Annotated in this window: 24 protein-coding genes; 14 read left to right on the forward strand and 10 right to left on the reverse strand. The window is 47.9% G+C overall.

Annotated features, from left to right (window positions below; genetic code table 11):
- The 3 genes from RF007C_RS13885 to trmL all read right to left on the reverse strand — a co-directional run.
- Nucleotides 1-1,171: hypothetical protein (locus RF007C_RS13885; protein WP_037300870.1), on the reverse strand; the 1,171-nt coding region annotated here is incomplete at its 3' end.
- Between the two features lie 343 nt (nucleotides 1,172-1,514).
- Nucleotides 1,515-2,387, reverse strand: a complete 873-nt coding sequence (locus RF007C_RS13890; protein WP_037300872.1) for a DegV family protein — start codon at nucleotides 2,385-2,387, stop codon at nucleotides 1,515-1,517.
- A 13-nt stretch (nucleotides 2,388-2,400) separates the two neighbouring features.
- Nucleotides 2,401-2,898, reverse strand: coding sequence for a tRNA (uridine(34)/cytosine(34)/5-carboxymethylaminomethyluridine(34)-2'-O)-methyltransferase TrmL (gene trmL, locus RF007C_RS13895; RefSeq protein WP_037300875.1), 498 nt, complete (start codon nucleotides 2,896-2,898; stop codon nucleotides 2,401-2,403).
- A gap of 83 nt (nucleotides 2,899-2,981) precedes the next feature.
- On the opposite strand from trmL, the gene RF007C_RS17810 reads away from it, so the two are divergent.
- Entirely contained in the window at nucleotides 2,982-3,155 is a 174-nt protein-coding gene (locus RF007C_RS17810; protein WP_193385759.1) for a hypothetical protein, read from the forward strand.
- Here the strand turns inward: RF007C_RS17810 and ruvX are convergent.
- The 3 genes from ruvX to RF007C_RS13910 all read right to left on the reverse strand — a co-directional run bounded on the left by ruvX (nucleotide 3,148) and on the right by RF007C_RS13910 (nucleotide 5,530).
- Complete coding sequence (gene ruvX / locus RF007C_RS13900) at nucleotides 3,148-3,576, reverse strand: Holliday junction resolvase RuvX (protein WP_019680892.1); 429 nt, start codon at nucleotides 3,574-3,576, stop codon at nucleotides 3,148-3,150. The two genes, RF007C_RS17810 and ruvX, sit on opposite strands and share 8 nt — an antisense overlap.
- 272 nt (nucleotides 3,577-3,848) lie before the next feature.
- A complete protein-coding gene (locus RF007C_RS13905; protein ID WP_037300877.1) occupies nucleotides 3,849-4,760 on the reverse strand; it encodes a dihydroorotate dehydrogenase in 912 nt (303 codons plus the stop codon).
- On the reverse strand, nucleotides 4,760-5,530 hold the full coding sequence (locus RF007C_RS13910) for a dihydroorotate dehydrogenase electron transfer subunit (RefSeq protein WP_019680890.1): 771 nt from the start codon (nucleotides 5,528-5,530) through the stop codon (nucleotides 4,760-4,762). The genes RF007C_RS13905 and RF007C_RS13910 overlap by 1 nt, the downstream gene beginning before the upstream one ends.
- Nucleotides 5,531-5,877: 347 nt before the next feature.
- Between RF007C_RS13910 and RF007C_RS13915 the strand changes: the two genes are divergently transcribed.
- Genes RF007C_RS13915 through RF007C_RS13925 form a run of 3 tightly spaced genes read left to right on the forward strand, consistent with a single transcriptional unit; the run spans nucleotide 5,878 to nucleotide 6,964 of the window.
- A complete protein-coding gene (locus tag RF007C_RS13915; RefSeq protein WP_019680889.1) occupies nucleotides 5,878-6,444 on the forward strand; it encodes a DUF1836 domain-containing protein in 567 nt (188 codons plus the stop codon).
- A gap of 15 nt (nucleotides 6,445-6,459) precedes the next feature.
- On the forward strand, nucleotides 6,460-6,747 hold the full coding sequence (locus tag RF007C_RS17815) for a DUF1269 domain-containing protein (RefSeq protein WP_019680888.1): 288 nt from the start codon (nucleotides 6,460-6,462) through the stop codon (nucleotides 6,745-6,747).
- Between the two features lie 16 nt (nucleotides 6,748-6,763).
- Nucleotides 6,764-6,964 (forward strand): hypothetical protein, encoded by a 201-nt coding sequence (locus RF007C_RS13925; RefSeq protein WP_019680887.1) that lies wholly within the window; start codon nucleotides 6,764-6,766, stop codon nucleotides 6,962-6,964.
- 421 nt (nucleotides 6,965-7,385) lie between these two features.
- Here the strand turns inward: RF007C_RS13925 and RF007C_RS13930 are convergent, their stop codons facing one another.
- From RF007C_RS13930 to RF007C_RS13940, 3 genes are all read right to left on the reverse strand, one after another.
- A complete protein-coding gene (locus RF007C_RS13930) occupies nucleotides 7,386-8,351 on the reverse strand; it encodes a phosphotransferase enzyme family protein (RefSeq protein ID WP_037300880.1) in 966 nt (321 codons plus the stop codon).
- A gap of 73 nt (nucleotides 8,352-8,424) precedes the next feature.
- Nucleotides 8,425-9,783, reverse strand: coding sequence for a PFL family protein (locus RF007C_RS13935; protein ID WP_037300881.1), 1,359 nt, complete (start codon nucleotides 9,781-9,783; stop codon nucleotides 8,425-8,427).
- A gap of 18 nt (nucleotides 9,784-9,801) precedes the next feature.
- Nucleotides 9,802-10,071 (reverse strand): ACT domain-containing protein, encoded by a 270-nt coding sequence (locus RF007C_RS13940; protein ID WP_019680884.1) that lies wholly within the window; start codon nucleotides 10,069-10,071, stop codon nucleotides 9,802-9,804.
- Between the two features lie 185 nt (nucleotides 10,072-10,256).
- Between RF007C_RS13940 and RF007C_RS13945 the strand changes: the two genes are divergently transcribed.
- The 6 genes from RF007C_RS13945 (at nucleotide 10,257) to ispE (ending at nucleotide 15,207) form a co-directional block, all read left to right on the forward strand.
- Nucleotides 10,257-10,721 (forward strand): HIT family protein, encoded by a 465-nt coding sequence (locus RF007C_RS13945; RefSeq protein WP_037300884.1) that lies wholly within the window; start codon nucleotides 10,257-10,259, stop codon nucleotides 10,719-10,721.
- A 79-nt stretch (nucleotides 10,722-10,800) separates the two neighbouring features.
- A complete protein-coding gene (locus RF007C_RS13950) occupies nucleotides 10,801-11,655 on the forward strand; it encodes a histidinol-phosphatase HisJ family protein (RefSeq protein ID WP_019680882.1) in 855 nt (284 codons plus the stop codon).
- 16 nt (nucleotides 11,656-11,671) lie between these two features.
- Complete coding sequence (locus tag RF007C_RS13955) at nucleotides 11,672-12,685, forward strand: hypothetical protein (RefSeq protein ID WP_037300888.1); 1,014 nt, start codon at nucleotides 11,672-11,674, stop codon at nucleotides 12,683-12,685.
- 4 nt (nucleotides 12,686-12,689) lie between these two features.
- Complete coding sequence (locus RF007C_RS13960; protein WP_026053052.1) at nucleotides 12,690-13,166, forward strand: Lrp/AsnC family transcriptional regulator; 477 nt, start codon at nucleotides 12,690-12,692, stop codon at nucleotides 13,164-13,166.
- A 2-nt stretch (nucleotides 13,167-13,168) separates the two neighbouring features.
- The gene (locus RF007C_RS13965) at nucleotides 13,169-14,350 is read left to right on the forward strand and encodes an aminotransferase class I/II-fold pyridoxal phosphate-dependent enzyme (protein ID WP_242823122.1); all 1,182 of its coding nucleotides are present in this window, start codon (nucleotides 13,169-13,171) and stop codon (nucleotides 14,348-14,350) included.
- Nucleotides 14,347-15,207 (forward strand): 4-(cytidine 5'-diphospho)-2-C-methyl-D-erythritol kinase, encoded by an 861-nt coding sequence (gene ispE / locus RF007C_RS13970; protein WP_037300891.1) that lies wholly within the window; start codon nucleotides 14,347-14,349, stop codon nucleotides 15,205-15,207. Before RF007C_RS13965 ends, ispE begins: the two co-directional genes overlap by 4 nt.
- Nucleotides 15,208-15,284: 77 nt before the next feature.
- Here the strand turns inward: ispE and RF007C_RS13975 are convergent, their stop codons facing one another.
- A complete protein-coding gene (locus RF007C_RS13975) occupies nucleotides 15,285-15,920 on the reverse strand; it encodes an SMI1/KNR4 family protein (RefSeq protein ID WP_019680878.1) in 636 nt (211 codons plus the stop codon).
- 243 nt (nucleotides 15,921-16,163) lie between these two features.
- Between RF007C_RS13975 and RF007C_RS13980 the strand changes: the two genes are divergently transcribed.
- The 4 genes from RF007C_RS13980 (at nucleotide 16,164) to rny (ending at nucleotide 19,696) form a co-directional block, all read left to right on the forward strand.
- Nucleotides 16,164-16,514, forward strand: a complete 351-nt coding sequence (locus RF007C_RS13980; protein WP_037300894.1) for a hypothetical protein — start codon at nucleotides 16,164-16,166, stop codon at nucleotides 16,512-16,514.
- A 195-nt stretch (nucleotides 16,515-16,709) separates the two neighbouring features.
- Nucleotides 16,710-16,967 carry a hypothetical protein gene (locus RF007C_RS13985; protein ID WP_019680876.1) on the forward strand — a complete coding sequence of 86 codons (258 nt, stop codon included), beginning with the start codon at nucleotides 16,710-16,712 and terminating at the stop codon, nucleotides 16,965-16,967.
- Between the two features lie 290 nt (nucleotides 16,968-17,257).
- Nucleotides 17,258-17,641 carry a YegP family protein gene (locus RF007C_RS13990; protein ID WP_037300897.1) on the forward strand — a complete coding sequence of 128 codons (384 nt, stop codon included), beginning with the start codon at nucleotides 17,258-17,260 and terminating at the stop codon, nucleotides 17,639-17,641.
- Nucleotides 17,642-18,118: 477 nt separating this feature from the next.
- Nucleotides 18,119-19,696, forward strand: a complete 1,578-nt coding sequence (gene rny, locus RF007C_RS13995; protein WP_019680874.1) for a ribonuclease Y — start codon at nucleotides 18,119-18,121, stop codon at nucleotides 19,694-19,696.
- Nucleotides 19,697-19,820: the final 124 nt, after the last annotated feature.

Genomic DNA, 19,820 nt, shown 5'->3' on the forward strand with positions numbered 1-19,820 from the left:
TGTTATTGTCTCCCGTGCCAGGGTCGGGCTCAACGGGAATAATATTATTGTCTCCCGGGTCGGGTTCGGGCTCAACGGGAAGAATGTTATTGTCTCCCGTGCCGGGGTCGGGCTCAACAGGGAGAATAGTATTATATCCCAGATCGTCTTCGGGATCTATGGGGAGAATAGTATCTCCCGACGGTGATATGTTGCCGAGTACCACGTCGATACAGAGGTCGATGTATGCTGAACGGTATTCATAGCCGTTGGGATACAGTCTCTGAAGTGTGTGGTATTTATCCATGGCAGTATCGAAGTCACAGCCTATAATTCCGGTCAGCTTTGCGATGGAATCAGCATCTATACTGTTTCCGTACTCTCCAAGGAAGTATATCGCATCAGATCGGAGAGTATCGACATCGCTCTTGAATTCGATAAGGGTACGGTAATTCTCGAGAAGTCCTGATCCGTATACCCTTTCCCAGAATTCGGCAGAGGTCTCGCTGCTGCCGACGGTATAGAGGCAGTTGTCTGTATAGCCTGTGGATATGAAGTCAACATACTGTACCAGTAACTCTATAGCCTTTTCGGTGGTATATCCGAGATACTGGATGCTGAATGCGCTCATTTCCAGAAGACTGTTCTTTTCGATGCCATTTATTTTGGTTATATTCTCATTTGAAAATACGACAGAAAGCAGTGTGCTGCCGAAAATATGATCGTTGTCAGCAGGAGAAGCCACAGTTACTATCTCTGTAGCAGTGCTGTTCATTATAAGCCCGCTGTATACGAAGTCTCTTATGGCGGTAGCTCCTTCAAATGCCATTCCTGTTCTTGTTTCATCAGCTAATGTACCGTTGTATATTATTTCGAACCATTCTTCTCCCACAGCAGAGGACAGGGCTGTTTTAAATCCGTCGCTGTTTATGAGTCTGATCTCTTCAGCGTCGTTCAGTACGAAAAATGTCCCGTTTTCAAAGTTCTTCGTGATGCCTGCGATATATTCCGCATCGTTGTTTGCGCTTATTATAAGAGTATTTACATTTGTTTCGGTCTGAAATGAAAAATTGGCTTTCAGGTCTGATAAAAAATCTTTAGCCTGAACTTCTGTCAAAGCTGAATCTGCGGAAACAGCGTTGGCTTCGCGCCAGCCGCTCATCCATGCTATTATTGCTGTTTCGTTTTCCATTTTTTCCTCCTTGTACAGTATAGCGTAAAAAATTGGTGTTCGATGTGAATGTAGAGCTTATTATGTTATTATTGTTATATCTTTCTTAAATTGTCATAAGCTATAAGCGGTCTTTAAAACAATACTGACCTCCATAACATAACAGCGTTATGTGCTCAAAAAGAAAAAGAATAGTTTAATTATTTTTAACTATGCATAATTTATTATACATTATTTGCAAAAATTTGTCAACTATAGCTCCCAGCGAGGCTTTTTGGACGGAAAAAGACAGCTTATTCAGGGGGGATAACAGCTGCTGAAGGCAAAAAAGGAACGCCGTGAAAGGCGTTCCCTGCATTACATATTACTTGTTCTTTCTTCTGATGAGGACAGCCACAAGTTCGGGACCTATATTTGAGGAAACTACCGCACCGATGCTGCCGAACATCTCGGCTTTTTTGCCTGTTTTTTTACATAGCTCCTTCTCCAATTCCTTTGCAAGGGTGTTGTCCTTTCCGTGGAGAAGTATATACGGAGTCTGCGGAGTCATATTCTTTTCGACTATTTCCGCAAGCTTCGGAACTATATTCTTTTCGCCCCTGATCTTGTCAACGGTGGAAGTTTCGCCGTCGGCAAAGAGTATAACGGGCTTCAGACCGAGAAGCTCTCCCGCAAAGGCTTTTGCTGCGGAGATTCGTCCCGATTTCTTGGCATACTTCAGATTGTAGGGAACTGCGTATATACTGCATACATTGAACCAGTCCTCAAGGTATGCCACTATCTCCTCGGCGTCGGCGCCGCGGCGTATCTTCTTTGCAGCTTCCATAACGGGATAGCCGTAGAAAAGGGTATAGCATTTTGAGTCAAGGTTGAATATGCGGAGCTTGCCCCTGGCGGAGGGATTGTTCTCGAAGAAGTCCTCCTTGCCTATGATGGAGTTATTGTATGTTCCCGAGCCCTTGGAGTTGATGGAAACACTGATAATATCGGTATATCCCTGCTCAAAGAGCTCCTTGTAGGTCGCCTCAAAGGTCACGGGAGAGATCTGGGAATGCTTCGGTATCTCGTCGGTAGTCTCAAGGAGCTCGTAGAACTCCTGGGTGGACTTGTCATAGATCTCTCTGAAGCTTTCTCCTCCCACGGTCAGAGTGAAGGGTATGACCTTTATTCCCAGCTCATCTATTGTCTCTTTGGGAAGGTCACAGCATGAATCGGTAAGTATAATTATCTTTGACATATCATTATCTCCTTTACCATTCGTATTTTGTCAGTTTTCCCTCACGGGAAAGATCAGGGTAATCCCATTGCCTCAGAACTTCGTATACCGCAATGGCTACCGAGTTGGAGAGATTGAGGCTGCGCAGTTCATTGCGCATGGGTATTCTTACACAGTTTTCGGGGTTATCATGAAGGAGCTCCTCGGGAAGTCCCTTGTCCTCACGTCCGAATACGAGGAAGGAGTTATCGGGGTATTCCGCTTCACTGTGGACGTGAAGTCCCTTTGTGGTGAAGTAGAAGAAGTGACCGTCCCGGTTCTTCATGAAAAAGTCCTCAAGGTTGTCGTAATAGGTGATGTCGAGCTTGTCCCAGTAGTCAAGTCCGGCACGTTTCAGGTGCTTGTCGCTCACCTCGAAGCCCAGGGGACGTACAAGATGGAGCCTTGCTCCCGTAACGGCGCAGGTTCTTGAGATATTTCCCGTGTTCTGGGGTATCTGCGGTTCTACAAGGACGATATTCAGATTATGCATAAATCTCCTTAGTATAATAGCGGCGTCAGCTCAGATAATAAAACTGTCCGCTATGCGGATAATAAACTATCGGAGCAACGGATATGGATATAAAATCACTTATCAAGGGGACTGCTGCGGGAGCTGCTGTGGGTTTTGCCTGTTATGCGCTCTCAAATGCGCGTCCTCTGAAGAAAATGAGCATCAGACATGATGCTAGAAAGGCGCTGAAGGCTATTGGAGACCTTCTGGGCGATATAAAATCGGTAATTATGTAGGCTCTCCCGAATTGCGCCTGAAACCGAGATAGCTTTCAAGGATTAGCACTGCCGCAACTGCGTCCACTACTGCCTTGCGCTTTTTTCCGCGGGTGTTGGTGACGTTCAGCGCGTTATGGGCTGAAACAGTGGTGCAGCGTTCGTCCCAGAGCTTGACGGGACAGTCTGTGAGCTTTTCCAGCTCCTCGGCGAAGAGCCTGCATTTCTCGGCTCTTTCGCCCACTGTTCCGTTCATATTCATGGGATAGCCCACAACTATCTGTTCAGCACGCTGCTCTTTTGCGAGAGCGGCGGTTTTTTCTATACATTTTGTGAAATCCTTTTCGGCTATGACGGTTACGGGAGAAGCTATCATTTCGCTTTTTCCGCAGACAGCTATACCCGTTCTTGCGTCGCCGAAGTCAACTGACATTATTATCATGGTATTTTCCTTTTTATTTGCAGGAAACGCCGTTTTCGGCGTTCCGTAATCAACTGTGCAGGGGAGGATATTATCCGCTCATTAGGAGACGCCCTGCAAGATTGGGCGTCCTTAATGGGACGTCGAGGACGCCGTCCCCTACATTTCGGGCGGATAATATCCGCCCCTACTCGGCATAATTAACGTACTGTAAGCGATGTACGATTATCGTTATTGTTAAGAATGAGCGAGTTTACGAGCGCCAACGTGGCAAGGGTGCAGCGTCACGCTGCTCACCAAGGCTTTACTGTGCCGATTATATTCTTGACGGAAGCAATACCCTTGCTGTCCAGCCAGTCGTTCATTTCCTCTATTATCCTTACAGGTGCATATGGGTCTGTGAATATTGCAGCTCCTACCTGTATCGCGGAAGCTCCCGCCATCATGAGCTCGATGGCGTCACGTCCCGAGGACACGCCGCCCATACCGATAACAGGGATATTTACAGCGTTGGCTACTTGCCATACCATGCGGACTGCAATGGGGAATACGGCAGGACCGCTCATTCCGCCTACATTGTTGCGGAGTATAGGTCGGCCCGTGTTTATGTCTATCCTCATGCCGAGGAGAGTATTTATAAGTGATACTGCGTCAGCTCCTGCGGCTTCAACGGACTTGGCTATATCAGTGATACTGGTAACATTGGGGGAGAGCTTTACCACGAGAGGCTTCTTCGTGACTGCACGTACTCTCTTTGTGACTTCGGCTGCCATTTCACAGCTGGTGCCGAATGCAGCTCCGCCCTGCTTTACGTTTGGGCAGGAGATGTTCAGCTCTATCATATGTACATCTGTATCTTCAAGCTTTGCCGCTACCTCTGCGCACTCGTCGGGGGTAGATCCTGCGATATTGGCAAGAACTACAAGGTTCTTGGTGAGCAGGTAGGGGAGCTCAGTGTCAATGAAATGGTCGATGCCGGGGTTCTGGAGTCCCACGGAATTCAGCATACCCGAGGGAGTCTCTGCAATTCTGGGAGCAAGATTTCCCGTGCGGAGATGAAGAGTCGTGCCCTTTGTGGCGATTCCGCCAAGCTTGTCAAGAGGGAAGAGCTCCTCGTATTCTCTGCCGTAGCCGAATACACCGGAAGCGGGGATTATTGGATTTTTGAAGTCTGTACCGCAGACTTTTACAGAAAGATCAGCCATTACCAGAGCACCTCCTCAGCATTGAATACAGGTCCGTCCTTGCAGACATGAGCGAAATATTCCTCGTCGTTGCGGACTGTGCGGCAGGCGCAGCCGAGACAGGCTCCGATACCGCAGGCCATGCGCTCCTCAAGGGAGATCTGACAGAAAATACCGTTTTCCTTGCATATTGCGGCTATACCCTTGAGCATAGGCATGGGGCCGCAGGCGTATACCGCATCGATACCGCCTTGTTTTGCCAGCTCGGTAAAGGGCTGCGTAACAAAGCCGTGTATACCTGCGGAGCCGTCATCGGTGCAGAGTATGGTCTCTGCTCCTGTTCTGATGAAGTCGTTCTGAAGTATAACTGCGGAGGCGTTTCTGAAGCCGCTTATGGCAACTGCCTTTTTGCCGTAGAAGGCAGCAAGAGGAAGCATGGGCGGTGTTCCGATTCCTCCTCCGATAAGGACTACCTTATTATATGTATCGTTTAACGTGAAGCCGTGGCCGAGGGGAGCAAGCATATCTATAAGGTCGCCCTTGTTGAGCTTTGCTATCTCGGCAGTGCCCTCGCCGCGTATCTCGAATACAATGCGGAGAGTGCCCTTGTCCTTGTCTATGCCGCAGATGGATATTGGTCTGCGGAGAGTGTAGCCTTTGGCTCTTATATGTACGAACTGTCCCGGCGAAGCGGCTGCTGCCACCTCTGGACAGGCAATGGTGAAGCTGTATATCTCACAGGCAATGGCTTTTTTGTCTGTGATGATGTATTGTCCCTGTGTATACTTCATGGTTACCTCCTTGTGTAAATCACTGTCTGCACATTATATATATGCCGTACCTGTGCTGCGCAGCCCAAAGGGGACCGTTTCTATTAAGAACGATTCAGGCTGTCAGCATCCGAAAATGCAAAGATATGATTTTATACTATTATACCATAGATATCCGGATTTATCAATACACAGTTTGAAGTTGTCAGACCAATACGAAAAAGTGCGAAAATTTATGAAAACTGATGATTTTTAATGATAAATGCAAAAAAATATCTCAAAAAGCTTAAAATCGTCTTCGGGCGACGTTTGAAGTTCATATGAACTTGTGATATAATCAAGTCATCGTCAGAGAGGAGTTAAAGACTATGAACAGACTTATTCCGGGTACTACAATGAAATTTACAGAACAGGCAAGAGAATCAGCTTTCTCTCTTATCTCTCCGGTGCTTCAGGCTACAGGAGGTCTTACGCTGTCACAGCTCTCAAAGCTCACAGGGCTGGAGGGTACGACGATCCAGAACTGGATCAAGCGCGGCTGGGTATCAGCTACAAAAGGAAAAAAATACTCCGAAAAGCAGATACTCCGCATACTCCTTATAAATATGCTCCGCAAGGCTATGAAGCTGGAGGACATCGCTAATCTCATGCGCTATATCAACGGTGACGTTGAGGATACCTCAGATGACATCATCGAAGAAGTCCTTCTTTATGATATTCTTTGCAGGATCATCTTCACTGCCGAGGACGAGGGCGCTTTCGATACAGAGCATATACAGTCACTGGTCGCACGGGAAATAACGGAGAATAAAAGGGAGATCACTGATGATGAGAAGCTCCGTAAGGCCATGTATGTCATGGTCATGGGGTACAGGAGCGGATGTCTCAGGACAGAAATGGAAAAGGGATTGGAAATCATTCTTGATGAGATGTGATATGAGGGTTTAATTATGAAAAATGAAAGATCGGCTAACGGAACTGACAAATTCAACTCAGCAAACAAAAATCAGGACACTTCATTTATGACAAGCTTCATGTGTCTGGGAATGAGTATAGGAATGTTGATCGGGGGACTTCTGTTCCATAACATGATACTGGGCATGAGTGCAGGTATGTGCATCGGCATCGCCATCGGCGCAGGTCTTGACGACGAAAGGATCAAGAAGGCCATGCAGCAGGGCAGATCAGATGTCATCAACGTTGAGGGATATACCAAGGAACAGGATCAGTCGTTATAAGTAAAGGAGTATTGTTATGGCAAATATCGTTCAGATGGTTGCTTTCAGACGCAAAAGAGTCATCAGGCTTTTTGAAAGATCCAAGGCTTTTTCAGCCGACAGTGCCAGGACTCTTGAAGAACTGGGGATCTATTATCCCGACGCAGCGTTTGAATTGCTTTATGATAATGTGATCTCTGCAACAGGCGACGGAAAGTACTTTCTTAATAGGGGGTAAACACAGCGGATACAGCTGTCTTTTCGGGGGATAGATACTGCTCTCGGAGCAGTGCGGCGTATTTCTCATACTCCGTTCGGGGGACGGAGTATGAGACAAAACTCATCTGACCAAGTTAGGGATTCGAAGCTGAAATAAGAGAAGGCTTCATTTAACAATAGTGTGCAGGTCGGGGGGCCGGGCACACAGGGGTAAACACTTTTCCATAAAGACACAGCAAGGGTGACAGAAACAGCCATGATATAGGGGTGATCGGGGGTAAATGATCGCTCCGCCGCATAGGGGTATGCGGCTATAAAGCTTCCTCTTATGAAATGCTGATAAATAACATGATTTCAGACGAATCTCTGAGGGATAATGGGGATTATCTCGGTATAAGGGGAAAAGAAAGAGCTCGTGCAGGGGTGCGCGAGCTCTTTCGTTATTTCATGAATTCTCTGTGTATCAGTTCTTTGATCTCGGAGCCATTTGCCGTGAACTCTTCAAGCTGTTCAAAGAGCTGTTCTGCCCTTGCAAGGCAGTCCGCTGAGCTTTTTCCGCGGAAGTATTTCTCTTCCCTTTGCGAATCGGTGAGGTAGCGTATGGCCAGCTCTACCGTACACCACAGTATGCCGTAGTAAAGTGAGTTTATCTCGTCAGCCTCCAGTACGCCGTCAAGTCCCTGTGCAAAGCCGCGGGTAAGTGCTCTCACGTCGTTGAGATCCGCAGCTCCGCTGCGGCATACCGAGCGTACAAGGTCGCCGTAGTCTATGGCGGCATAGCCGTACATTACCGTATCAAGGTCGATGATAACAGGCGTTTCGCCTATTATTATGTTGTCTGGCTTGGCGTCGCCGTGTATCACACGTTTTCTGAGCTTTTCCGTGAATACCTCCGCAAGAGTGCTGCGAAGACTTTCCGTCAGAGCTTCAATGCGGCGGTGGGGATTTCCTGCGGCGGAAAGCTCCCTGAAATAGCGGTCAAGATCATGGAAGCCCTCTATGGCAGGCTGAGGATCGAGCTCCGCTCCGTCCATCAGGCGTATAAATTCTCCGAAGTGAAGTCCCGCAGCCGCGGGCTCTGCCGCGGCGTTAGCGGCCGTGGGGATATACCTGTACATCCGCCATACTTCATTATCTGCGGCCGCATATATTTTATCGCCTGCGGCGATAAAATGCGGGACTGAAATGCCTGACACTGCGGCTGTTCCGATGATCTCGCCGACTATGCGGATATTGTTCATTACAGCTTGCGGAGAACGGAATACGGAACTGTTGAGAGATTGCAGGATATATTTTCCGCTGCCGCATTCTGCGAGGAAGGTTCGGTTTATGTGCCCCGAGGAAAGCACTTTCAGTTCTGAGGCTTCGGGAAGTCCGAATAGTGTGGGTATAAGATCAATTTCCATAATTATCACCATATATGACAAGGGGCGGATATTATCCGCCCCTTAATTATCGTAACTGTATACGTCAGGCTGCTTAATTCTTCAGGCTCTGCATAGGTGCGGGAATACGTCCGCCGCGGTTGATGAATTTCGCAGGTGACTTATCCCTGATAGGCATAACAGGGCCGCTTCCGAGAAGTCCGCCGAATTCGAGGGTATCGCCTTCCTTCTTGCCGATAGCGGGAATAAGACGTACAGCGGTGGTCTTGGAGTTCACCATGCCTATTGCAGCTTCGTCTGCTATGATGGCGGATATGGTCTCGGGTGTGATCTCGCCGGGAACTACTATCATATCAAGTCCTACGGAGCATACAGCTGTCATTGCTTCAAGCTTCTCAAGGCTGAGCACGCCTGCAACTGCTGCGTCTATCATTCCTGCGTCCTCGGATACAGGGATGAATGCGCCCGAAAGACCGCCGACAGTAGACGAAGCCATTACGCCGCCCTTCTTTACTGCGTCGTTGAGCATTGCAAGGCAGGCTGTAGTACCGTGGGTACCGCACATCTCAAGTCCCATTTCCTCAAGGATATGAGCCACGCTGTCGCCGATGGCAGGTGTGGGAGCAAGTGACAGGTCAACGATACCGAAGGGAACGCCTAAAAGCTCGGAGGCTCTTGCGCCTACAAGCTGTCCCATACGGGTTATCTTGAATGCGGTCTTCTTGATTATGTCTGCTATCTCATTTATAGAAGCGTCTGGGTACTTTGTAAGAGCTGCGCGTACAACTCCGGGACCCGATACTCCTACGTGTATCTCACAGTCGGGCTCGCCTACACCGTGGAAGGCACCTGCCATGAAGGGGTTGTCCTCAACGGCGTTGCAGAATACAACCAGCTTTGCAGGTCCGATACAGTCGCGGTCTGCGGTCTTTATGGCAGCTTCCTTGACTATCTGTCCCATAAGCTTTACTGCGTCCATATTTATGCCCGACTTGGTTGAGCCGATATTTACAGAAGAGCAGATGTTCTGTGTTACGTCGAGAGCCTCGGGGATAGACTTTATGAGAGCCATATCTCCTGCGCTGAAGCCCTTGTGTACCAGTGCGGAATATCCGCCTATGAAGTTTACTCCGCAGGTGTCCGCAGCTCTCTGGAGAGTCTTTGCGAACTTTACCGTGTCACTGTCTGGGCAGGCAGCTGCCAGTATAGCTATGGGAGTTACGGAGATACGCTTGTTGACTATGGGTATTCCGTACTCTGTTTCTATCTGCTGCCCTGTTTTAACAAGGTTTCCCGCTTTAGAAACTATCTTGTTGTAGACCTTTTCGCAGGCCTTGTCTATATCCGTGTCGATACAGTCAAGCAGGGAAATACCCATAGTGATAGTACGTATATCAAGGCACTCATCCTGTATCATGCGGATAGTTTCAAGTATATTGTATACGTTAAGCATTGAACGTACTTCCTTTCATTATATGCTGTGCATGGAGTTGAAAATATCCTCGTGCATGGTATGGATAGAAAGCCCTAGCTCTGTGCCAAGTGCTGTCATCCTGCCTACCAGTTCGGAAAAATCGCCCTTTATATCCGTTATGTCTACCAGCATTATCATGGCGAACATATCCTGAAGTACGCTCTGCGTTACCTCGATAACGTTTACGTTGTACTCGGCGCAGATGCCGCTTACCTTATGCAGGATGCCTACGGTATCCTTACCAATGACAGTTACTACTGCTCTCATAGTCAAAACCTCCGTTTTATTGTTATCCGGGCTGTCCCGAATGATTGATATAATTATAACACACTGCGGATAAAAAAGCAACAGCCCCGGGAAAAAAATTCGGGCAGGAGTCTTCGGCGGCAGATGTTGAAAAAACATAACCGCTGTGGTATAATATCTTATATCTTTTGAAAGGCGGTCATACCATGTGTCTTATATGCGACAGGATAGAAATGATAAAGAACGGTACGAACCCTTACTTCGTCAGGGAACTCGAAACGGGATATGTCGTTATCGGTGACAACCAGCACTTCTACGGCTATACCCTTTTTTTATACAAGTATCACGGCGACAGGACAGAGCTCTTTCATCTTGATATGGCGGAAAGAGCAAAGTTTATGGAGGAGATGACCGTAGTAGCGGAAGCTGCTGCAAAAGCCTTCGGCGCCGAGAAGATGAATTATGAGCTGCTCGGCATGGGCGACGCTCATCTCCACTGGCACCTATATCCCCGCAGGAGCGGCGACATAGGCGGCTACGGTAATCACGGAAAAGGTCCCGTGTGGTGGTACCCTATGGATAAGATGTATTCCGACGATAACCGTCCCACGGCAGAAGAGCTTGAAATCATGAAGAAAAAGCTTCTTGAAATGCTGGACAGTATAGTATGAGCGTTTTTTTTACAAAAACGGTGTACAAATTTCCTGTGATGTGTTATAATAATAGAATATCGTAAAAGAGGGTGATACTATGAAGCTTGTTGACTGCCATACCCATACGCAGTTTTCCGTTGATTCCGAGGCTGATATAAATGAATGTGCAAATCGGGCCGCGGAGCTGGGACTTGCGGCCTACGCCATTACTGACCATTGTGAGTGCAACGGCTGGTATGAAAAGGAGCACTACTCCGAGAATGAATGGCATCTCTGTGAGAGTTTCGATTACGCAAAGGACTTTGAGGGTTCGGTATCTGCGGTGACAGCTCTGAAGGAGAAATACGCAGGCAGGCTCAATCTGCTCTGCGGCGTGGAGCTTGGACAGATACTCCATGATACGGTCGCGGCTAAGATAGTTAATGCCGATAAAAGAGTGGACTTCATCATTGGTTCGGTGCATCAGGTGCTCGGAGAGCAGGACTTCTATTTCATAGACTATGAGAAACTGACCATGGACGAGATATACGGGCTTCTGGAGCGTTATTTCAGCGAAGTATACGACCTCAGCAGAACAGACCTCTTCGATGTAATCGGACATATTACCTACTGCCTGCGCTACATGAAGCAGAGAAACGGCATAGAAGCCGATATAAGCCGATATGACGACATTATTGCGGAGACCTTCCGTAATCTCGCTGTCAGCGGCAGGGGCATAGAGATAAATACTTCGGGGATCAGACAGGGATTCGGCGACTGCTTCCCCAATCTTAAATATGTGAAGCTTTTCCGTGATATGGGAGGCGAGATCATCACCATAGGCTCCGACGCTCATACAGTCGGGGATATAGGCGCCAATGCCGCCGACGGTATAGAGACAGCGCGGGCGGCAGGATTTACGCGGATAGCTTATTTCAAGAAAAGAAGACCTTATTTTATAGATATTACCTGAAAAGAGGAGCTTTGTCATGAATAGGAGAGCTTTGACCTGTGCTCTTGCCGTGCTTTTGACGGTCTCCGTTTTCGGCTGCGGCAGAGAGGATAAGAGGGCTGACCCGGAGGAGAATACCACGGCTGCGGAGATAACTGCAAGTACCGCTCCCGCTTCCGCGGAAGAAACGCAGGAGGAAACCACTGCAAGGAGAAAAAACAAAGACGGCTTCGGTATGCTGGGATATGTGAGGAAAAGCAAGAAATCCTCGGAAAATTCCATTGCTGCAACTCTGACGAGAGCGATGTGCTGCGTCCTAGTGGATAAAGAAAAGAAGATCGCAGGAGATGTGGTGTATTCCCATTCGGACGGAGAGGATGAGCTGAATAAAAATGTGCGGGATACTTATTTTTCGCCCGCTGAGGATATCGAGTATATCATGGGAACAGATGAAAGCGGCTATCCCAAGTGGCTGCTGTGCAGCAAAAACACCAATAAGGACAGATATGTGGGCGTTTACGGTAATATCGACAATGCCGACGAGTTGAGAGACATGAAATGGCCTGAGGTGCTGGAGCTTTATTCCTTCCGTGAAAAAGAATATACCGGGGTCACGCTTGAAAATGATGTTCAGGCCGATCAGGACGGTCAGACCCAGAGAATTACACTTGGAGACGGTACTCCCATAAAGTATGAAGGGCTGGACAGGCTCGACCTGCTGGCTCTGAGCATCGGCATGGAGTACATAGTGGGCGTGTCTCAGAAGCCCTTCTGTTACTACGGCAGATGGGGCGCGGACGAGGCGTTCACGGCTGATGTCCCGTGGGAAGTTCCCGAGCACGGCGATATGGAGTTTATCATAGAGCTTTCGGGCTTTGAGATAGGCAGAGTCATGTGCTGGGAGACTGACACCGACAAGTCCCTTGTCGGTAAGTATAACTTCAAAGGAGAAAGACAATATCTCTCCGGCAGCAGCTGGGACGAGGTGCTGGAATATTTCGGCTATACTCAGGGAGAATACGTTGAATACAATATGGATGAAAGGAACTGATATCATGAAAGACATAATAAGAATATTACAGCAGAACGCCCGTATATCGGACGCTGCCCTCGGTGAGATGCTGGGCATTTCGGCAGAGGAGGCTGCGGCACGGATAGAAAAGCTTGAAAAGGACGGAGTTATAAAGGGCTACAGCGTTATCGTCGATGACGATCTGTATGACAAATCTATCGTTTACGCTACTATCGAGCTGAAGGTAACTCCTCAGCGCGACTGCGGATTTGACGACATTGCCAAGACTATCATGATGTACGACGAGGTCGAGAGCGTGAGCCTTATGTCCTCGGGTGCCTATGATCTTGCCGTTGAGGTCAAGGGCGACAACCTCAAGGACGTTGCCTTCTTCGTTTCCGAGAGGCTTGCGACTATTGACGGTATCCTTTCAACATCTACACACTTTATTCTCAAAAAATACAAGGAAAAAGGCATTTTCATAGATAATGAAGAGCCCGATGAAAGGGGAATCGTTTGATCGTGATCGACTACGATAAAGTCCTTTCGGACAAAATAAAGAATATAAAGCCCTCGGGCATACGTAAGTTCTTCGATATTGCTGGAACTATGGAGGACGTTATCTCTCTGGGCGTGGGAGAGCCCGATTTCAATACTCCCTGGGCTATAAGAAAGGCAGCTATAAAGGTCCTTGAGCGCAAGCATATAATCTACGGACCAAATAAGGGACTCGGCTCCCTGAGAAGCGTCATTTCCGATACCATAAACAAGAAGCACGGTGTAAAGTACGATCCCGACAAGGAGATAATCGTTACCGTAGGCGGCTCAGAGGCCATAGACCTTACCCTCAGAGGATTGCTGGATCCCGGGGACGAGGTACTCGTTGTGGAGCCCTGCTTCGTGTGCTATGCTCCTCTTGTGGAGCTGGCTGGGGGAGTTCCGGTGTCTGTGCGCACAAGGATAGAGAATAATTTCAAGCTCACCCTTGAAGACTTCAGGGACAAGATCACCGAGCGTACAAAGCTGCTCATACTGCCCTTCCCGAATAATCCTACGGGAGCTGTCATGACCAAGGAGGATCTTGAGCCTATTGCGGATTTCCTCCGCGATACGGATATAATGGTGCTCACTGACGAGATATACTCCGAGCTGACCTACGGCAGGAAGCATTTCTCTATAATAGAGCTGGAGGGCATGAGAGAGCGTACCGTATACGTAAACGGCTTCTCGAAGGCATATGCCATGACAGGCTGGAGACTGGGCTATGTAACAGCTCCCGAACCTGTGATCTCGCAGATCGCAAAGATACATCAGTACGGTATCATGTGCAGTCCCTTCATAAGCCAGAATGCGGCTGTTGAGGCTCTTACCTCCTGCGATGAGGAGGTAGCGAAAATGGTGGCTGAGTACAATACGCGCCGCCGCTATCTTGTAGGGGAGTTCAACCGCCTCGGACTGACTTGTTTCAATCCCGAGGGAGCTTTCTATGTTTTCCCTTGTATCAAGAGCACGGGCCTTACAAGTGAGGAATTCTGCGAAAGACTGCTCTTTGAGGAGAGAGTTGCAGCTGTTCCGGGCAGCGCCTTCGGAGAAAGCGGCGAAGGATATATGCGTATCTCCTACGCTTATTCCCTCAAGCATCTTATGGAGGCTATCCACCGCATAGAGAAGTTCCTGAAAAAGCTGGAGGCCGAAAAGTCATGAAGGTAAAAGCAGCTGCAAAGATAAATCTGGCTCTGGATGTCACAGGGAAGCTCCCGAACGGCTATCACGCCATAGAAAGCGTATTCCAGACTGTTGGGCTTTACGATGAGGTCTCCGTGGAGCTGACTGACGGCGGCATAGAGCTGAGCTGCGAGGTGCCCCATGAGTTCGCCAGCGCCGATCCTATACCCTGCGATGAACGGAATATCGCCTATAAAGCTGCAAAGCTCTTCTTTGAGGAGAACGGCATGGACTGTGGCTGCCGTATACATATAAAGAAAGGTATCCCTTCACAGGCGGGCATGGGCGGCGGCAGCACCGACGCTGCGGCTGTTCTGTACTGTCTCGGCGAGCTGACTGGGAAAAGCGTAAGCAAGCCCGAAAAGCTCGGGGCAGACGTTCCATTCTTCCTCACGGGAGGTACTGCCTATGTGGAGGGCATCGGCGAGAGGATAACTCCCGCAGCCGATTATTCGGGACGTATACTGGTCATCGCCAAGGGCAGAGAGGGAGTGTCCACTGCCGAGGCTTACAGGAATGTAGACAGCCTTGAGGCTCCGCAGCATCCCGAAACGCAGAAGCTGGCGGAAGCCATTGAAAATGCTCCCGATACGGCTTACAGGTACTTCGGCAATCTTTTCGAGCAGGCTGTGAAGCTCCCCGAGGTCGATGACATCAGAGATAATATGCTGAAAGCTCACGCACTGAGTGCCGTGATGACAGGCAGCGGTTCGGCAGTGTTCGGACTGTTTATGAGCCGCGGCATGGCTGAGAGCTGTGCCGAAAAGCTGAGAAAACTGGGCTTTTTCGCAGAAGTCTGCGAGACTGTGGCGGAGAGCTTTATCATCATGGAGTAAGCATATTTTGGTGAATACTGATATATAAATCATGCCCCGAAGCGATCTGATAACGCTTCGGGGCATTTTGTTTTTGTTTACTGTACCGAATCTTCTGATGTAAGGTAATCTGTCAGGTATGCGCCTTCCTCAATATCGTCTGTGCCAAGGAGGACAACGTCTTCGCCGTCGTAATCGCCGATGAAGAAGTCGTCGCTGTTGACTATCCTGGTAAGGCGGTCAAAAAACGCATTGAGATCCTTTGCAAGAACGGTCTTGTTGTGCTCATCCCTGCCGAAATTGATGACCTGTCCCACTGTGCCGTTTATGTCGGGGTCAAGGTCGATGCCGATGAAATTGCCGCCGTCGTCCGAGCAGACAGGGAGCCATTTCATATCCGCATAGCGCCTTTTGATACAGCCTTCGGGAGTTGAGGAGAAGCGGCTGCTGTCGTTGAGGTCGGCGTCTTCTGCTAACTTCTTCATGCTGCGCCATTCGTAAAGCAGTGATTCAAGGCTGAGAAAGTGGAAACCGAGTATCATACCGCAGAGGGCTTTGTGTGTGTCTCCGTCATTGGCGAGGTAAAGCTCCTTCAGCTGTTGGGGGAAGGTGATGCCTGTCTCTGCCTCGGCAGAGCTGATGTCACTTTCGGATACGCCTTCACGCAGTGTTTCTGCCAGGAACGGCATTTTTGCGAGAAGCGCTTCCTTGTAGGCGTTCCAGTTGCTGTTCATAAACGATCACTCCTTTATATCAGAATCCATACGCACTGAATTCCGGTTTATCTTGCAAGAATTATAGCATAATACCATGGCAATGTCAATAAAAAGGTGCATCTTCCTGCGGGAGAGGCTATGGGAGGCTTCTTTTTGCATTCTGAAAAAATATGGAGTTTTTTGCACAATAATCCCTTCGGCAGGTGTGTTATATACAGAGATGCGCATCCTCGGAATTTTATTGAAAAGGAAATGAGGAAAATGAAAAACAAATCTAAAAAGATCTCGGCATTGGCAATGGCGTTCGCACTTCTCAGTACGGGAACTGCGATCTCACACATTTCACCAAGGACATCCAATGTACTTACAGCTCAGGCTGCAAACAGCGATATCGAAACAGCAAGGAACGGCATAAACGCGCTGTGCGATATGGGCAATGCGGCAGGTACGGCACAGACAGCAGGCTCAAAGGGCATATTTGCTGCAATCATATCATTTTTCACCCCTACTGCATATGATATCGTAAAAGTAGAAGCCAACAAGCTCCTTGACGGCATCGACAATCGTTATTCTACATATAATGCAGTTCTTGACGAAGTAGGCCTGAGATAAAAACTAATACATTCCCACAAGCTCTCCCGATAGGAGGGCTTGTTTTTTATGAGGGAAGGCGGAGCCCTGTGCTGATGGCAGGTGGAGATATTTTTTTGATATAACTTAATTTCTTCGCACAATAATCACTTCCGCAGGTGTGTTATTTACAGAGATGCGCATCTTCGAAATTTTTATAATAAAGGAAGTAATACAATGAAAAAGACATTCAAAAAGCTTTCAGCAGCATTAATGGCATTCGCACTCCTCGGTACAGGCACATTTGTAACAAAGAAACTTGCTCCTCAGTCGGATAATACCCTCGTTGCTTCCGCAGCTTCATGCGGAAACTGTCAGTCATCATATCATTACAGCGAAAGCGCAGTATCCAAGACAATAAACGGAATCACCGTGACATATGTGTTCTGTCATTGCTCACGCTGCGGATATTCTGATATGTATATCATTTACTAAGCTGAAAAAGGCATAAGGCGTTCACTTCCTCTCTTGGACGTTTTGTGTGCAGGATAGGGCAGTAATGCGGAAAGAAACGCGCAGGCCATAGATGATGGAACTGTCAGTTGTTCAGAAAGCTCCCCCATATTTTTAGGGGGAGCTTTGCTGTTTGCTAAATAAACATTTCGTTGTTTTGATGAAAATTAACAAAATCTATTGACAAGATGATAATATTCAGTTATAATTATGGTGTAAATCGAAAAAAATCGGTTTTATTATACTTTGCTGAAAGGTGTTGAAAAATAATTATGGGAAAATTTATCATCAAGGCTACAAAAACAGGCTTTACATTCAGCCTTAAAGCAGGCAACGGTGAAGTCATCGCAACAGGCGGAGAGGTATACAATACCCTCGCAAATGCAAAGAACGGTATCGCAAGCGTTGCCAAGAACGCTCCCGTGGCTAATCTTGAGGATCAGACCATAGAGGGCTTCCAGACAGAGACCAATCCGAAGTTTGAGATCTATAAGGACAAGTCGGGCGAGTTCAGATTCCGCCTTAAAGCAAGAAACGGCGAGATAATCGCTGCCAGCGAGGGCTATGTAAAGAAGGACAGCTGCAAGAAGGGTATCGCCAGCGTCAGGAAGAACGCTGTGGACGCTCCCGTTATAGAGCCTGAGCCCGAGAAATAAATCGGCTTTGTATCCGTGAGCTGCGGCTCCCGCACAGAAGCGCACCGTGAGTCCGCGGAAGGCTTAGGAAAGATAATAAACGAAATCCAACAACCCAAAGGGCGGAGCTTCCGCCCTTTATTTTTTTCGCAGGCTGACTTTAATTCATAAAAATCTATTGACAGGAACGCTGAAATATTATATAATAATTATGTTGTATTTATTTGCATAATATTACTATGGCAGTATATGCAGCTTTGTTTTACATCATTATCCGCAAACGACGATATATATACAAGTCGCGGTTTAAATATGATAACGGAAACAAATCTCGGACGCCCCGGGCGTCCGGCTATCGTTTTGAGCTGAGCGCATTCAGCTCTTCATCTTATATATTTATAAATGAATAAAATAATGCGGCATTTACCGCCTTTCAGTAATAATTAAAATTATGATACAAACTTTTAATTATATTTAGAAAAGGAGGTAATGCACTGTATGGATCCAATCATCGCTATTGTCCTTATCATAGCTGCTCTGGCAGCAGGCATTGGCGCGGGTTACGCTCTTTTCTACAAGAAGGGCGTTGAGGCAGGCGTTGAAAAGCGTAAGCATGACGCCGAAGCTATCATAGGCTCTGCCGAACAGCAGGCTGAACGTATAGTCGAGGATGCAGAAAAGGACGCTGACAATAAGAAGAAAAGCGCCCTGATTGAAGCCAAGGACGAAATACATAAGCTCCGCACCGAGGCGGATAAGGAGATCAAGGATCGCAGAGCAGAGCTGTCACGTCAGGAAAGACGTATGCAGCAGAAGGAAGAGAATTTAGACAAGAAGACCGATAACCTTGAGAAAAAGGAGGAAACCCTCAACCAGAAGATCAAATCAGCTGATGAAAAGCTGAAGGAGGCTGACTCTATAAAGAAGAGCCAGATGGATATTCTGGAGCGTATTTCCGAATTTACCAAGGATCAGGCGAAAGAGTACATCATCTCAAAGCTTGAGGATGACCTCGTCCATGAAAAGGCTGTCAAGGTTGCTGCTTATGAGCAGATCATCAAGGACGAATGTCAGGAAAAGGCAAGAAGCTATATCTCACTGGCTATCGCTAAGGTAGCTGCAGATCAGGTTTCGGAAGCAGCCGTTTCCGTTGTTCCGCTCCCCAATGACGAGATGAAGGGCCGTATAATCGGCCGCGAAGGACGTAATATCAGAACACTTGAGACTCTTACAGGTGTCGATCTCATTATCGACGATACCCCTGAGGCAATTACCATATCCTGTTTTGACCAGATCAGACGTGAGGTCGCAAGGATCGCTCTCGAAAAGCTTATCGCTGACGGACGTATCCACCCCACACGCATTGAGGAAATGGTCGAGAAGGCTCGCCGTGAGGTCGAGTACCGCATAAAGCAGGAGGGCGAAAGAGCTGTTATCGAGACCAATGTTCACGGTCTCAATCATGAGCTCATAAAGCTTATCGGACGACTCAAGTTCCGTACAAGTTACAGACAGAACGTTCTCGATCACTCTATCGAGGTCGCTAAGCTCTGCGGAGTTCTTGCTTCAGAGCTTGGTGTCGACGCCAACATGGCAAGACGTGCAGGACTTCTTCACGATATAGGTAAGGCTCTTACTTCAGAGATCGAAGGCTCTCACGTACAGATCGGTGTTGACGTTTGTAAAAAATACAACGAAAATCCTGTTATTATCCACGCTGTTGAGGCTCACCATAACGACGTAGAGCCGAAGACAGTAATTGCCTGCATAGTTCAGGCAGCCGACGCTATCTCCGCTGCAAGACCTGCCGCAAGAAGCGAAAACTACGAAAGCTATATCAAGCGCCTACAGAAGCTCGAGGAGATATGCAACTCCTACGACGGCGTTGAGAAATGCTTTGCTGTACAGGCAGGACGTGAAGTCAGGATCATGGTCGTTCCGGATGTCATCAATGATGAGAAGATGGTTCTTGTTGCAAGGCAGATCGCTCAGCAGATCGAGACAGAAATGGATTATCCCGGACAGATCAAGGTCAATCTCATCCGCGAAAGCAGAGTTACTGACTACGCTAAATAATGCAACAATTGCGGAGAAGATAGCTACCGCAGAGTTCGGCTGTCGGGCATTATGCTCGACAGCCGCTTTTTATTTCTCTGTGAAGGCAGGAGGGGAATTGGGAGATTTTTACAGAAAAAAGATA

This window comes from Ruminococcus flavefaciens 007c, from assembly GCF_000571935.1.
Lineage (GTDB): Bacteria > Bacillota > Clostridia > Oscillospirales > Ruminococcaceae > Ruminococcus > Ruminococcus flavefaciens_F.